Origin of the sequence: Arthrobacter sp. ATA002 (assembly GCF_026898095.1) — a bacterium.
Taxonomy (GTDB): Bacteria; Actinomycetota; Actinomycetes; order Actinomycetales; family Micrococcaceae; genus Arthrobacter_B.
This window is the reverse complement of the sequence record NZ_CP114015.1, coordinates 2,711,185-2,724,754: the sequence shown is the minus strand read 5'-3', so window position 1 is coordinate 2,724,754 and position 13,570 is coordinate 2,711,185. Positions and strand designations below refer to the sequence as shown.

The 13,570-nt window shown below is 67.5% G+C and carries 12 protein-coding genes, 1 tRNA gene and 1 pseudogene; 10 read left to right on the top strand and 4 right to left on the bottom strand.

Annotation, left to right across the window (positions count from 1 at the left end):
* The first annotated feature begins 455 nt into the window (after positions 1-455).
* The 8 genes and pseudogenes from OL239_RS13540 (at position 456) to OL239_RS13505 (ending at position 7,969) form a co-directional block, all read left to right on the top strand.
* A complete protein-coding gene (locus OL239_RS13540) occupies positions 456-1,355 on the top strand; it encodes a ParA family protein (RefSeq protein WP_268909373.1) in 900 nt (299 codons plus the stop codon).
* 5 nt (positions 1,356-1,360) lie between these two features.
* The gene (locus OL239_RS13535) at positions 1,361-2,308 is read left to right on the top strand and encodes a segregation and condensation protein A (protein ID WP_442864147.1); all 948 of its coding nucleotides are present in this window, start codon (positions 1,361-1,363) and stop codon (positions 2,306-2,308) included.
* The gene (gene scpB / locus OL239_RS13530; RefSeq protein ID WP_268909372.1) at positions 2,286-2,936 is read left to right on the top strand and encodes an SMC-Scp complex subunit ScpB; all 651 of its coding nucleotides are present in this window, start codon (positions 2,286-2,288) and stop codon (positions 2,934-2,936) included. Before OL239_RS13535 ends, scpB begins: the two co-directional genes overlap by 23 nt.
* A 184-nt stretch (positions 2,937-3,120) precedes the next feature.
* Positions 3,121-4,224, top strand: coding sequence for a pseudouridine synthase (locus OL239_RS13525; protein WP_329609230.1), 1,104 nt, complete (start codon positions 3,121-3,123; stop codon positions 4,222-4,224).
* A 4-nt stretch (positions 4,225-4,228) separates the two neighbouring features.
* Positions 4,229-5,337, top strand: a pseudogene (locus OL239_RS13520) (prephenate dehydrogenase).
* The gene (gene cmk, locus OL239_RS13515) at positions 5,334-6,035 is read left to right on the top strand and encodes a (d)CMP kinase (protein WP_268909371.1); all 702 of its coding nucleotides are present in this window, start codon (positions 5,334-5,336) and stop codon (positions 6,033-6,035) included. The pseudogene OL239_RS13520 and the gene cmk overlap by 4 nt, the downstream one beginning before the upstream one ends.
* A 192-nt stretch (positions 6,036-6,227) precedes the next feature.
* Positions 6,228-7,781: a ribosome biogenesis GTPase Der gene (gene der / locus OL239_RS13510; protein WP_268909370.1), complete on the top strand. Its 1,554-nt coding sequence runs from the start codon at positions 6,228-6,230 to the stop codon at positions 7,779-7,781.
* 114 nt (positions 7,782-7,895) lie between these two features.
* Positions 7,896-7,969: transfer RNA gene (locus tag OL239_RS13505), tRNA-Pro, on the top strand.
* Between the two features lie 103 nt (positions 7,970-8,072).
* Here the strand turns inward: OL239_RS13505 and OL239_RS13500 are convergent.
* The 3 genes from OL239_RS13500 to OL239_RS13490 form a co-directional block, all read right to left on the bottom strand.
* On the bottom strand, positions 8,073-8,402 hold the full coding sequence (locus OL239_RS13500) for a hypothetical protein (RefSeq protein WP_268909369.1): 330 nt from the start codon (positions 8,400-8,402) through the stop codon (positions 8,073-8,075).
* A 44-nt stretch (positions 8,403-8,446) separates the two neighbouring features.
* Positions 8,447-8,743: a hypothetical protein gene (locus OL239_RS13495; protein WP_268909368.1), complete on the bottom strand. Its 297-nt coding sequence runs from the start codon at positions 8,741-8,743 to the stop codon at positions 8,447-8,449.
* A gap of 150 nt (positions 8,744-8,893) precedes the next feature.
* Entirely contained in the window at positions 8,894-9,478 is a 585-nt protein-coding gene (locus OL239_RS13490) for a small multidrug efflux protein (protein WP_268909367.1), read from the bottom strand.
* Positions 9,479-9,677: 199 nt separating this feature from the next.
* Here OL239_RS13490 and OL239_RS13485 point away from each other — a divergent pair, with 199 nt between their 5' ends.
* Positions 9,678-10,967 carry an AAA family ATPase gene (locus OL239_RS13485; protein WP_268909366.1) on the top strand — a complete coding sequence of 430 codons (1,290 nt, stop codon included), beginning with the start codon at positions 9,678-9,680 and terminating at the stop codon, positions 10,965-10,967.
* Positions 10,955-13,009 carry a LuxR C-terminal-related transcriptional regulator gene (locus tag OL239_RS13480; protein ID WP_268909365.1) on the top strand — a complete coding sequence of 685 codons (2,055 nt, stop codon included), beginning with the start codon at positions 10,955-10,957 and terminating at the stop codon, positions 13,007-13,009. The genes OL239_RS13485 and OL239_RS13480 overlap by 13 nt, the downstream gene beginning before the upstream one ends.
* Here the strand turns inward: OL239_RS13480 and OL239_RS13475 are convergent.
* Positions 12,991-13,542, bottom strand: coding sequence for an alpha/beta fold hydrolase (locus OL239_RS13475; RefSeq protein ID WP_268909364.1), 552 nt, complete (start codon positions 13,540-13,542; stop codon positions 12,991-12,993). The genes OL239_RS13480 and OL239_RS13475 overlap by 19 nt on opposite strands.
* Positions 13,543-13,570 lie beyond the last annotated feature (28 nt).

The following is a 13,570-nucleotide window of genomic DNA, read 5'->3' as shown; positions in this document are numbered from 1 at the left end:
GCTGATCGGAATAGTTCTGCCTGCCCATACAGCCACTTCATATGTCATCTGTCTCCGGTCCTTTGTTCAATTTCCTGCATTAGTGAGCAGGCCGGCGAAAGATCTTGCGCTCGGGTTCTCACATGGAACGGCCTGAGGAAACCCGTGTCAACAAGGTGAATGCATCCCCGGCGCGCCTGGACCCTAGCTGAACGCTCGGTCGTTCCTGCGGTTTTCCCTGCCACTGCGGGAGCGGCAGGGAATCCCAAAACCGCAGCAGACCGAGGCGGCAAGTGCGAATCAATGGGGAAGGCCTTTGCGGAACCGGGCACACACCTCAGGAAGCTTCGACCTCTAGTTGAGCGTCAAGGCTCGCGGCGCTCCATGGCACCGATTCGCGGTATAGGCGTTGCACGGTTGTAATCTTGACAGGGACAGCCCGCAGGACAGCTAGAGACGGAAGCGTGGATTATTACGTGAGCAGCGATCAGAGTTCAACAACTCTGCAGGACGCAACACAGGACGCAGCGGATTCCGTGATGGGACCCACCGGGCGCCCGCTGACGGAATTTCCCGAGCCTCCGGTGCTGAGCTCCCACGGCCCCGCGCGCATCATCGCCATGGTCAACCAGAAGGGCGGCGTGGGCAAAACCACGTCCACCATCAACCTCGGCGCCGCACTGGCTGAAGCTGGCCGCAAGGTCCTCCTGGTGGACTTTGACCCGCAGGGTGCACTGTCAGCCGGACTGGGCACTAATCCGCACGAACTGGACCTCACGGTCTATAACGTGCTGATGGACCGCAAGGTGGATATCCGCGAGGCCATCCATGAGACCGGCATCGAGAACATCGACCTGCTGCCCGCCAACATCGACCTCTCCGCAGCGGAAGTGCAGCTGGTCAACGAGGTTGCCCGCGAGCAGGTCCTGGAGCGTGCACTGCGCAGGGTCTCCGATGACTACGATGTCATCCTCATCGACTGCCAGCCCTCGCTGGGCCTGCTGACGGTCAACGCACTGACGGCCGCACACGGCGTCATCATCCCGCTGATCTGCGAGTTCTTCGCTCTGCGCGCCGTGGCACTGCTGGTGGAGACCATCGAAAAGGTGCAGGACCGGCTGAACCCGGGACTGCAGATCGACGGCGTGCTCGCGACAATGTACGACGCGCGGACCCTCCACAGCCGGGAGGTCATTTCCCGGCTCGTGGAAGCGTTCGGGGACAAGGTCTTCGAAACCGTCATCAAGCGCACCATCAAGTTCGCCGACGCCACAGTGGCCGCCGAGCCGATCACCACCTACGCGGGCAACCACCCGGGCGCTGATTCCTACCGCCGCCTCGCCAAGGAACTGATCTCCCGCGGCGGCGCCCCCTAACGCTCGTGAAATCCGGCACGCCAGCAGCAGCCCGTCCTGCCGGCCCTGTCCCGTCAACGGCGCCTGTCCGGACCGGCACACCGGAATCCGGACCCGGCGCCCGGGGCTTCCGCGTCCGGCTGCAGAACTTTACCGGTCCGTTCGACGTCCTGCTCGGTCTGATCTCCAAACACGAACTGGACATCACCGAGATTGCCCTCGCCGCCGTCACCGACGACTTCCTCGGCTACATCCGGGACCTGGGGGCGGACGGCCAGGCCTGGGCGCTGGATGAAGCCAGCGAATTCCTGGTCATTGCCGCCACTTTGCTCGATCTGAAGGCGGCCCGGCTGCTGCCGGCCGGCGACGTCGAGGATGCCGACGACGTGGCACTGCTGGAGGCACGCGACCTGTTGTTCGCCCGTCTTCTGCAGTACCGGGCCTTCAAACAGATTGCGGCCATCCTGGACGCCCGCCTGCTCGAGGAGGCCGAGCGCTTCCCCCGGATGGCCGGTCTCGATCCCCGGTTCGCGGCCATGCTGCCGGACCTTATCTGGCGCACCGGCCCGCAGGATTTTGCGGCCCTCGCAGCCAAAGCGCTGACTCCCCGTGAAGCGGCGCCCGCCACGGTGGGGCTGACCCACCTGCACGCGCCCAAGGTCAGCGTGCGCGAACAGACCGACATTGTGGCGGACCGGCTGATGGCAGCCGGAAAGCTCACCTTCGCCGCGCTGGTGCACGACGCCGGCAGCTCGCTTGCGGTAGCCCGTTTCCTGGCGCTGCTGGAGCTGTTCCGTGACGGGGCCGTGGCCTTTGACCAGCCCGACCCGCTGGGGGAGCTGCTGATCACCTGGGCGGCGGAACCCGGCACCTGGCCGCCGCGGGCGCACGGCCGCGCGGAAGGCGGCACCGCTGCGGAACTGGTCAATGATCAAGTCACTCTGGAGGAACATGAAGCAGAACCCGCCCGCTGAGCCGGAGCCGGCAGTGCCCGCCGGGGCCGACGGGCAGCCTCAGGACCTCCGGGCCGCCGTCGAAGCCGTACTCATGGTGGTTGACGAACCGGTCACCGCCGCGGAGCTCGCCGCCGTGCTGGAAGTCCCCGCAGCCCGGGTCTCCGCCATCCTCACGGAACTGCAGCGCGAGTATGACGGCTATACTGGGGGAGGACCCGGTGGCACAGTACGTGGTTTTACTTCAATGCGAGGTTTTGAACTGCGGGATGTGGCCGGCGGCTGGCGGATCTACTCCCGCGCCGAGTTTGCACCCGCGGTCTCGAAGTTCGTCCTGGGCGGCCAGAGCTCACGTTTGACTCAGGCAGCTCTGGAGACCCTGGCAGTGATTGCCTACCGGCAACCTGTTTCCAGGGCGCGGGTATCAGCCATCCGGGGCGTCAACGTCGACTCCGTGGTTAGGACCCTGGTCCAGCGCGGTCTCATCGACGAAGCCGGCATGGAAGCCGAAACGGGCTCCATGATGTACCGGACCACGCCGTACTTCCTGGAACGGCTCGGACTGGGCGGCCTCGACGAACTTCCGCGGCTCGCGCCGCACCTGCCCGGGCTGGAAAACCTGGCTGAATTTGAAGACACTACTTACTAACCGCTACACCCGAAGGATTTTTCATGACACAGGCACCCCGCTCCGGATCCGGATCAGGCCGCAACAACCCGCGCAGCGGGGAGCAGCCGGCGGCAGGTCCTTCGGTAAGGGCTCCAAGCCTGCCGGCTCCCGCACCGGCGCCCCGCGCTCCGGCGGCCGCCCCGCCACGGCCCGCGACGCCGGCATGACCGCCGGCGAATTCCGTGCCAACGGCTACAAGCCCCGCGACGAGTCCGCCGAAAACCGTCCCGAGAAGTTCCGTTCGGCCGCTTCCCGGGCCTTCGACGGCAAGGGTGCCGGCAAACCGTCCGGTTCCGGTGCTTCCAAGCCGGGAGCCGGCCAGTTCAAGCCCGAGGGCTACAAGGCCGGCGCCAAGTCGGCCAAGCCGTACGGCACCAAGGGCGGCGGAGCATCGCGCAGCGGCGGTCCCCAGTCCGGTCAGCGCAAGAGCGGCGACCGCGCGTTTCGCAACGAGCGCTTCGGCCAGAACCTGGGCGCCGTCAAGCGCACCAACACCCGCAGGCCGGCCAAGCCGGTCATTTCCGAGCACCACGACCCCGAGGGCATCCGCCTGCAGAAGGTCATGGCCCAGGCCGGCGTGGCATCGCGCCGCGTCTGCGAGGACATGATCCGCGAAGGCCGCGTGGAGGTCGACGGCGAGGTCGTCACCGAGGTTGGCGTCCGCGTCGACCCGCAGAACGTTGCCATCCACGTGGACGGCATGCGCCTGCAGCTGGACGAGAACCTGAAGTACTACGTCTTCAACAAGCCCAGCGGAGTGGTCTGCACCATGGACGACCCCGAGGGCCGTCCCTGCATCAGCGACTTCCTGAAGAGCACCAACAAGCACGAGCGCCTCTTCCACGTCGGCCGCCTGGACACCAACACCGAGGGCCTGCTGCTGCTGACCAACGACGGCGAGCTGGCCAACCGCCTCACGCACCCGTCCTACGAGGTCCCCAAGACCTACCTGGTCAAGGTCCGCGGACCGATGGCCCACGGCGTCGGCGCCCAGATGCGCGAAGGCATGGAGCTCGAAGACGGGTTTGCCAACGTCGACTCCTTCAAGCTGGTGGATTCCACGCCGGGGCACCTCCTCGTCGAGGTGGTCCTGCACTCGGGCCGCAACCGCATTGTCCGCCGTTTGTTCGACGCGGTCGGCCACCCGGTCGAGCGCCTGGTCCGCACCCAGGTGGGCCCCATCCGCGTGAACGACCAGCGCCAGGGCAGCATCCGTGTGCTCGGCCGCGGCGAGGTCGGCCACCTCCTGGCCTCCGTAGGCCTCTAAGGCAGTGGGCGCGGCACAGGGATCCGCCACGCATCTGTCCGGCCCGGTTTTGGTGATCGGCACCGGGCTGCTCGGCACCAGCATCGGGCTGGGGCTGCGGCGGCAGGGCGTGGACGTCGCGTTGTCGGACATTTCGCCGTCGACGGCGGCGGTGGCGCGGGACATCGGTGCCGGCCGCCTGCTCGAAACGGTGGAGGAAGGGTTCGCCCCCGAACTCGTCGTCGTGGCAGCGCCGCCGGACGTCACCGCGTCTTTGGCGGTGCAGGCACTCAAAGACTGGCCCGACGCCGTCGTCGTGGACATTGCCAGCGTCAAGAGCGCGATCCTCTCCGATCTGCGCGCTTCCGGAGCTGACCTGAGCCGCTACGTCGGCACCCATCCGATGGCGGGGCGGGAGAAGTCCGGGCCGGTGGCCGCGCTCGGCGAGCTTTTACCTCCATGCCCTGGGTGATCTGTGCCGGTCCGGAAAGTTCGCCGCAGGCGGTTCGATGCGCCGAATCACTGGCCATTGACCTTGGCGGCGTGGTTTCCCGCATGAGCGCCGAGGACCACGACTCCTCGGTGGCCCTGGTGTCGCACCTGCCGCAAATCATGTCCTCGCTCGTCGCCAGCCGGCTGCAGGAAACGCCGGCCCAGGCGATGGCACTGGCCGGCAACGGGCTGCGCGACGTCACGCGGATTGCCGCCAGTGATCCCAGGCTCTGGGTGCAGATCCTGTCCGGCAACGCCCCGCGGCTGGTGGAAATCCTCTACGGCGTGCGGGAAGACCTGAACCGGCTCATCAACACCCTGGAGGACCCGTTAGCCGACGGCGCACGGCTGGACATGGCCCAGCTGATCTCCGAGGGCAACACCGGCCAGGCCCGGATTCCGGGCAAGCACGGCGCGCCGCCGCAGTCCTTCGTGTCCTTCACCGTGCTGGTGGATGACACCCCGGGCCAGATCGCCCGGCTGCTCACGGAGATCGGTGAGATCGGCGTGAACCTGGAGGATCTTCGGCTGGAGCATTCCTCCGGTCAGCAGGTGGGGCGGGCGGAAATTTCCGTCCTGCCCAGCCGCGTGCACAACCTCGTACATGAATTAAGCGCCCGCGGGTGGAAGGTAGTGGAGTGACTGAAGAACGCAATCCGGCCCTGTTCCGGCTGGGAAAGCCCCTCGTGGTCGCCATCGACGGCCCCTCGGGATCCGGCAAGTCCAGCATCAGCCGGGAAGCTGCCCGCCGGCTCCACGCGGCCTACCTCGACACCGGAGCCATGTACCGGGCGGTCACGCTCTCCTGCATGGAAGCCGGCATCGACCTCACCGACGCCGTGGCCGTGGAAGCGGCAACCCGCAACGCCGACATTGAGCTCAGCACCTCCCCGGACGCCGAATGGGTCCGGGTCAGCGGCCGCGACGTGACGGATGCCATCCGTGAGCCGTCCGTCTCCTCCTCGGTCAGCGCCGTTGCCACCACCCTCGGAGCCCGCGCCGAGCTGGTCCGCCGCCAGCAGCAGCTGATCGCGGACTCCGGCCTGCGGATCGTGGCTGAGGGCCGGGACATCACCACCGTCGTCGCGCCCCACGCCGAGGTGCGGATCCTGCTGACCGCCTCCGAGGAAGCCCGGATGCGGCGCCGCGGCGTCCAGCTCGGCGGCACGCAGAGCGCGGCGGCGCTCAAGGAGCAGGTCCTGATTCGCGACGCCAAGGATTCCACCGTGGTGAACTTCCAGCAGGCAGCCGACGGCGTGGTAACGATCGACTCCTCCGACCTGGACTTCGAGGAAACCGTCCAGGCCGTGCTGGACGTGGTGTATTCCAGCACGCACTAGGCGCTGCCGGGAACAATCAGAGCGGACGTGCACCGGTTGGGGCAAATGCCCTGCCGGTGCCGCACGTGTTTCAATGGACAGGTGGAACTGCGGTGTCATCACCCGCGGAACCCCTCACAAAACTTACCGGGCTGAACGGTCCGGAGACGGCCTGCTTGCAGTGCTGCAGACCTCAACGGAAAGAAAGCAAAAATGACGAACTCCTCATATTCCGGCACCGCCGGCGACGAGACGGGCCAGGAAGAGTACATTCCTGCCGGAGAGGACCAGGTTAACGAACGCCTGGCCACGATGGACGACGCCGAAACCGAGCTGCGCGCGGAAACGCTGCGCGCCGGCCTGGACGACTATGAACTCGACGAAGAAGACGCGGCCCTGCTGGCCGGCGGCTTCGAAGAGTACGACGAAGACGCACCGCTGCTGCAGGACCCCGTCGTCGCCATCGTGGGGCGGCCGAACGTTGGCAAGTCCACCCTGGTGAACCGCATCCTCGGCCGCCGCGAGGCCGTCGTCGAGGACACCCCCGGCGTCACCCGTGACCGCGTGTCCTACCCCGCCACCTGGAACGGCGTGAACTTCACGCTGGTGGACACCGGCGGCTGGGAGCACGACGCCCGCGGCATCCATGCCCGCGTGGCCGGCCAGGCCGAGGTGGCCGTGGACCATGCCGACGCCGTCATGCTCGTGGTCGACGCGACCGTGGGCATTACCGCCACCGATGAAGCCGTGGTGCGGATGCTCCGCGGCAAGGGCAAGCCCGTCGTCGTCGTCGCGAACAAGGTGGACGACATCCAGAACGAAGCCGACGCCGCCCAGCTCTGGGGCCTCGGCTTTGGCGAGCCGTACCCGGTCTCGGCCCTGCACGGCCGCGGTACCGCCGACATGCTCGACGCCGTCCTGGAAGTACTCCCCGAGTACTCTGCCTACGGCGGACTGGACAAGTCCGGCGGCCCGCGCCGAATCGCCCTGATTGGCCGCCCGAACGTGGGCAAGTCCTCGCTGCTGAACAAGCTGGCCGGCACCGAGCGCGTTGTGGTTGACGACACCGCCGGCACCACCCGCGACCCGGTCGATGAGCTCATCGAGCTCGGCGGCCGCACCTGGCGCTTCGTGGACACCGCCGGCATCCGCCGCCGCCAGCACATGGCGCAGGGTGCCGACTTCTACGCCTCGCTGCGCACGCAGTCCGCGCTGGAAAAGGCCGAGGTCGCCGTCGTGCTCCTGGCTGTGGACGAAGTCCTCAGCGAGCAGGACGTCCGCATCCTGCAGCTGGCCATCGAATCCGGCCGCGCCCTGGTGCTCGCGTTCAACAAGTGGGACCTGCTCGACGACGAACGCCGCCGCTACCTGCAGATCGAGATTGAGCGCGACCTGGCCCACGTGGAGTGGGCTCCGAGCGTGAACATCTCCGCGCGGACCGGCTGGCACAAGGACAAGCTTGTTCCCGCCCTGGATAAGGCACTGGAGAGCTGGGACAAGCGCATCCCCACCGGCAAGCTCAATGCCTTCCTGGGCGAGCTCGTTGCGGCCCATCCGCACCCCGTGCGCGGCGGCAAGCAGCCCCGCATCCTCTTCGGCACGCAGGCGTCCTCCCGCCCGCCGAAGTTCGTGCTGTTCACCACCGGATTCCTGGATCCGGGCTACCGCCGCTTCATCACCCGCCGCCTGCGCGAGACGTTCGGCTTCGAGGGCACTCCCATCGAAGTCAACATGCGCGTGCGCGAAAAGCGCGGCAAGAACCGCTAGCATTTCGGGCCCCGGACGCTGCAGCCGCGTCCGGGGCTTCCCGATTCGGGAAATCCGTCACTTATGAGGTAGAGTATTCGAGTTGCTTCGGCCGGAATCATTCCGGCCAAACAACGGGTTGTGGCGCAGCTTGGTAGCGCACCTGACTGGGGGTCAGGGGGTCGCAGGTTCAAATCCTGTCAACCCGACAACTGGGCCTGATGGAACGAAAGTTCCGTTGGGCCTTTTGTCGTTCAAGCGCCTCACTCCAGCGATGGAAGCCTTTCGCCGTTGAGGAGGTGCCTGCCGGTCCTAGTTCCCGCCAAACGTGCCTCCGCCAAAGGCACTCCCGTCGAGGAGCCAGCTGTAGCGCAGCCGGAGCGCGCGTTCGGTGCTCGCGGCCACTGAGGCCACGAAAAGCGCCGTATTAGCCACCGCCGGAAGACGGAACGGGCTGGAGAACGTGCCGATATGATCGGCGATCGGCGGGAGCAGCGTGATCTGCTCGACGATCTGCGGAACACCGAGCACGACGGCGACCGCGAGGATGCTCACCGATAGGAAGCCCAGGGCACGGCTCAGCACCGGGTTGCCCGCCTCCAGGCGGGCCCGCCGTCCCTCGGCGGAGATCGGGTCGGGCACAAGCTGCTGCTCGGACCCATCGTGCCTCACAAAGTGGCAGCGCTTCATTCCGAAGCCGCTGACCTCGACCTCGATGGTGCCTCGACCTCGATGGTGCCTCCCGGCACCGGGAATGCTGCCGGGACCATCGAAACGGACGTGTTGACGCCATTGCGGTAGAGCCTGGCCCGCACCTCGCCGTCGACATCACCCCCGGGCCTGATGTCGATGGACCAGGTCTCCGGCGCGCCGCCCGCCCCGGTGAGATGCAGATGAAACAGGGCCCGTGAGAATCCCTGCCACCAGTGGTAACTGGGCAACAAATGGCCGTCCCCGGGCTTTACCGCTTTCGTGGTTTCCATAATTTCCTCCCGCCGTCGATTCTTCCTGTGCCGCTTTCTCCGGTGTTCACTTCCCCGGTGCCCTGTCCCCAGGGCAGCGCGGCCGGATCGGCGGCGCTGCCCTGACGGCCGGCGTTCCTTGCACCCGTGCCGGCCATCCCCGTGCGGGCCCTAGACACCGACGACGAAAGTGAGGGCCGCCCAGACTGACACGATGGAAACGGTCGTCCAGAGAACGATCGCCACCCCCTGCCAGAGCAGGACCCAGCCGCGCGGGGTTCCGCTCGCGATGAGGATCGCGGAGGTGAACTGGGTCGGAATCGCGAGGGGGCCCAGGATGCTGGCTCCGGGGACGCCAAACCGGACGAGCCACTTCGCAAAGCGCTGGCGGCCCTTCGACTGGGGTTTGGCCGATGCCGGTGCTTCGACGGCAGTGGCTCCCTGGTACCCCGGAGCAGCCGGGACAAGCGTGGCGTTCCGGGTGGCCTCTGCGCGGTCCCGGTTGTGGTTCACCACGGCTGTGCGCGCCCTCGACGTAACGAGTACCACGGCGAGGACGCACAAAAAATTACCGGCCGCGGCGGCAATGCCGGCAACGATGGGGTTGAGGCCGCCCACCAAGCCGATGATGGCGGCGACCTCGCCCTCGATGAAGGGAATGGCCCCGGCGAGCATCACGATGAAGGGGCGGATGGCCTCGGGTATCTGGGCTGCGAGTTCCTGAAAATTGATGATGAGTTCCTGAATGGGATTCATGGTGCGGGCCTCTTTCCTGGTGCGGGGTGATTGAGCCTTTTCCGGCTGGTACTTCAGGCTCGCACCCGTGCCGGTGCTTTCGCGTCGGCGGGAGCCACTGCCTATGCCCGGCTGCCATCCGCCCTTGGGCCGGACCGGTTTCGTTTGCATCGGTAACAATTGCCTAATAGTGTGCTCGCATTCTTTGAAAGGGGGCACTGTGGATTTCCTGGGCCGGCGCGCCGAACGCGCAACGCTGGACAGCCTCCTCTTCCAAGCACGTACCGGGTTGAGCGGGGCAGCAGTGGTGCGGGGCGAAGCGGGTATCGGTAAGACCGAGCTGCTCGGGTACGCGCGCCATCAGGCGGAGTCCCGGGGCTTCAAGGTGGCGTCCGCAGTCGGGGTGGAGTCTGAAACACAGTTTGCCTACGCGGCTTTGCACCAGTTGTGCGCGCCATTGCTCAATCGCGTGGCCGGCTTGCCGGAGCCGCAGCAGACCGCCCTGGGTGTGGCGCTGGGGCAGCAGGGCGGCGCGGCGCCGAGCCGGTTCCTGGTGGGTCTGGCGACACTTAACCTGTTGGCCGAAGTCGCCGAGGAAGGGCCCCTTCTGTGCCTCGTCGACGACGTCCAGTGGCTGGACGAGGCGTCCGCGCAGGTCCTCACGTTCGTGGCGCGGCGGATAGCGGCCGAGGGCATGGTGCTGGTCTTCGCGCTGCGTGACCCCACAGACCTGGACCTGCGGCCGTTCGACGGTTTGCCTGCCATCTGCCTGAGTGGATTGGACGAAACCGACGCGCGCGTGTTGCTGGCCAGGTCCGTCCATGCCCCGCTGGATGAGGGGATGTGCGAGCGCGTCCTATCCGAGGCGCGCGGGAACCCCCTCGCGCTGCTGGAACTGGGCGGAAGCGCAAGCGCCTCCGCAGCCTGGGTGGGCGGATTCGGGCCGCCCGGCGTGCTGGGCACCACCCACCGCATCGAGGAGACCTTCCGGCGCCGCTCGGAGGGCCTGCCGGTCCCGACGCAACTGTTGCTGCTGACGGCGGCGGTCGATCTGACCGGCGACGCGGCGCTGCTCTGGCGTGCGGCCGGGCACCTGGGGATCGCTTCCGAGTCTGCTGCGCCTGCGGAAGCAGCCGGGCTATTGGAGATCGATGGCCACGTGCAGTTCCGCCATCCGCTGGTGCGTTCGGCAGTGCTTCGGGCAGCTGCCCCGGTGGACCGCCGCCGTGTGCACGGCGCGCTGGCCGCAGCCACCGATTCAGACGTTGACCCCGATCGACGCGCCTGGCACCGCGCGCAGGCCGTGCTGGGCCCGGACGAAGATGCCGCAGCGGAGCTCGTGCGCTCGGCCGGACGGGCGCGGGCCCGCGGCGGGCTGGCTGCCTCAGCGGCGTTTATGGAACAGGCGGCGAAACTGACCCTGACCATGCCCTCCGGGCTGCCCGGGCGCTGGAGGCTGCACACGCCCAGCAGGAGGCGGGTGCGTCCGAGGACGCCTTGGAGCTGCTGAAAGTCGCTGCGGCCGGCCCGCTCGATCCCTTGCAACAGGCGCGCCTCGAACTGCTGCGTGCCCGGATCGCATTTCATCTTGCCCGCAGCGGCGAAGGACAGGTAATGCTGCTGGACGCCGCCAGGAGCCTCGCACCGCTGGATCCGGCGCTGTCCCGCGAGACCTACCTGCACGCGCTCGAAGCGGCGATTGTCACCGGCAATTTCGGCCGCGGCCGCAGCATACCGGTTGTTACCGAGGCGGCCAGGGCAGCGCCAACGCCGACGTGGCCGCAGCGGCCGGTGGATTTTTTGCTCGATGGGCTGGTGGTGACGTTTACGCAGGGGTACGAGGCCGGTCTGCCCGGACGGCGGAGGGCATTGGAGGCTTTCCTTCACGAGCCGGACGCTGACACGGTGGACGGCACCAACGGCTGCCGATGGGGGTGGCTCGCCAGCCGAACTGCGATGTCGGTGTTCGACGACGAAGCGCTTCACTCGTTGGCCCTTCGTAATGTCCGGTTGACGCGGGAAGCCGGCGCCCTGGACACCCTCCCGGCCGCGCTTCTCGGCCAGTCCATCATGCTGGTGCTCTCCGGTGAGTTCGTCCGGGCCGCCGAGCAGAACGCATTTGCGGCCGCGGCCGGGGCTGTGCCTTTGCTTCACGCACAGCTCGTCCTCTCGGCCTGGCGCGGCCGTCCAACCGAGACCGCCGAGGTCCATGCGGCCATTGACCGAAAGGCTGCCGGACCGGCGCACGGCACGGAGGGGTCCCTCACGCAGTATGCCATGTCCGTGCTGTACAACGGTTTGGGCGATTACCCGGCGGCTTATGCCGCGGCGGAACGGGCCTTCGACTCCGAAGCGTGGAGGTTCAACAACATGGCCCACTCCGAGTTTATCGAGGCGGCCTGCCGTTCCGGCCGGCAGGAGAGTGCGGCCGAAGCGCTGGAGCAGCTCACCACACGGGCCCTCGCCAGCGGCACGCCGTGGGGGCTCGGATTGGCGGCGCGTTCGCGGGCCCTGACCAGCACCGGGCCGGAGGCGGAGGAAAACTACCGTGAAGCGATAAAGCAGCTCGGGCGCTGCCGGATGGCCGCCCACCTCGCCCGCGCCCACCTCGTCTACGGTGAGTGGCTTCGCCGCGAGGGGCGCCGGAATGACGCCCGGGAACAGCTCCGCACCGCACACGGGCTGCTGCTGGACATGGGCGCCGAGGCGTTCGCGAACCGTGCCGCCCGAGAGCTGCGGGCCACCGGCGAGCACCCCCGCAAGCGCAGCGTCCAGCCGGCCGACTCCCTCACAGCCCACGAGCTGCACATTGCCCGGCAGGTGGCCACCGGTGCCACCTCCCGCGAAGTCGCCACGCAGCTCTTCCTCAGCCCCCGAACCATTGACGCCCACCTGCGCAGCATCTTCCGCAAGTTGGGTATTAGTTCACGCCGGCAACTCCGCGAGCTGCCGCTTCCTGACAGCCCCTTCGCTGAAATCCCACGCGCTACTGTGGACGCCATGGCAGCGGACGTCATTCTCCTTTCCGGGCCTCCCGGTTCCGGAAAGACAACAACGGCACGGAGCCTCGCCCGGACCTATCCAAAAGCCGTGCACTTGCACACTGACGATTTCTGGCACTGCATTGCGGCCGGAAAAATCCCGCCGCACCTCGCCGAATCCGATGCCCAGAACCGGACCGTGATGAGCGTGATCAGCGGTGCCGCCACGGCGTATGCCCGGGGCGGCTTCGTGACAATCGTTGATGGAATTATCGGCCCGTGGATGCTGGAGCATTTCCGCAGGAGGAAACCGCAGCCCGATGCGCCGGGGCGCCGCCTGCATTACATTGTCCTGCGGCCGGGCCGGAAGGAGGCCCTGCGGCGGGCGCTGGCCAGGACTTCGCCCGGCGCACTCGTCGATGAAGGCCCCATTACCGCGATGTGGGATCAGTTCGCGGATCTGGGAACCCTGGAGCGGCATGCCATCGACACCTCCGCGGACACCCCGGAAGCGGCGCTGGCGCGGGTGCGGGAAGCCGTGGGAAGCGGGGCCTACCGGCTGACGCGCTGATTTCCGGACATCTCAGCGTCCCAGTATCGTGACATCGTCGATGACTTCATCCATCCGCCCCTGAAATTGGTGTCCGCCGCTGGCATGCCGGCGGATGAGGGCCTGCGGAAGCCGGGACGCGTGGCGGTCAAGGTGGTCAGGGGCACGACGTCGTCGTCCAGGCACTGGTGGAGGAACAACGGCAGGTCCGCGGGCAGCCGAGCGTCGACCGGCAGGGAGTACTCGGCCTGCCAGCCCTCGGAACCCCAGAATGGCATGGCCAACAGGATCAGGCCGCGGGGCAGAGGCTCCACGGGATCATCCGAATAATGCAGCAGGACCATGGACGCACCAAAAGAGTGCGCCACTACCACCGGCGCCGGACCGAGCATCCGCAGATGCCCGTTCAGCTCCCGCCGCCAGCCCGCTGCCGACATGTCCTCGTCCGGGAACCGGGGTGCCAGCACCTCCGCCCCCGGGATGCCGCGCAGCTCTGCGGCCATCGGCCGGTCATCCCGCCATCCACCGGCCCCGTGAACGAAGAGGATCTCCATGGGTTCTCCTTCCTGCCGGTGCCGGGCC

Excerpts from the sequence above, each read along its gene's own strand:
- scpB (WP_268909372.1), top strand. The coding sequence starts at position 2,286 with ATGAAGCAGAACCCGCCCGCTGAGCCGGAGCCGGCAGTGCCCGCCGGG.
- OL239_RS13490 (WP_268909367.1), bottom strand. The coding sequence starts at position 9,478 with ATGAATCCCATTCAGGAACTCATCATCAATTTTCAGGAACTCGCAGCC.
- OL239_RS13475 (WP_268909364.1), bottom strand. The coding sequence starts at position 13,542 with ATGGAGATCCTCTTCGTTCACGGGGCCGGTGGATGGCGGGATGACCGG.
- OL239_RS13495 (WP_268909368.1), bottom strand. The coding sequence starts at position 8,743 with ATGGAAACCACGAAAGCGGTAAAGCCCGGGGACGGCCATTTGTTGCCC.
- der (WP_268909370.1), top strand. The coding sequence starts at position 6,228 with ATGACGAACTCCTCATATTCCGGCACCGCCGGCGACGAGACGGGCCAG.
- OL239_RS13525 (WP_329609230.1), top strand. The coding sequence starts at position 3,121 with ATGACCGCCGGCGAATTCCGTGCCAACGGCTACAAGCCCCGCGACGAG.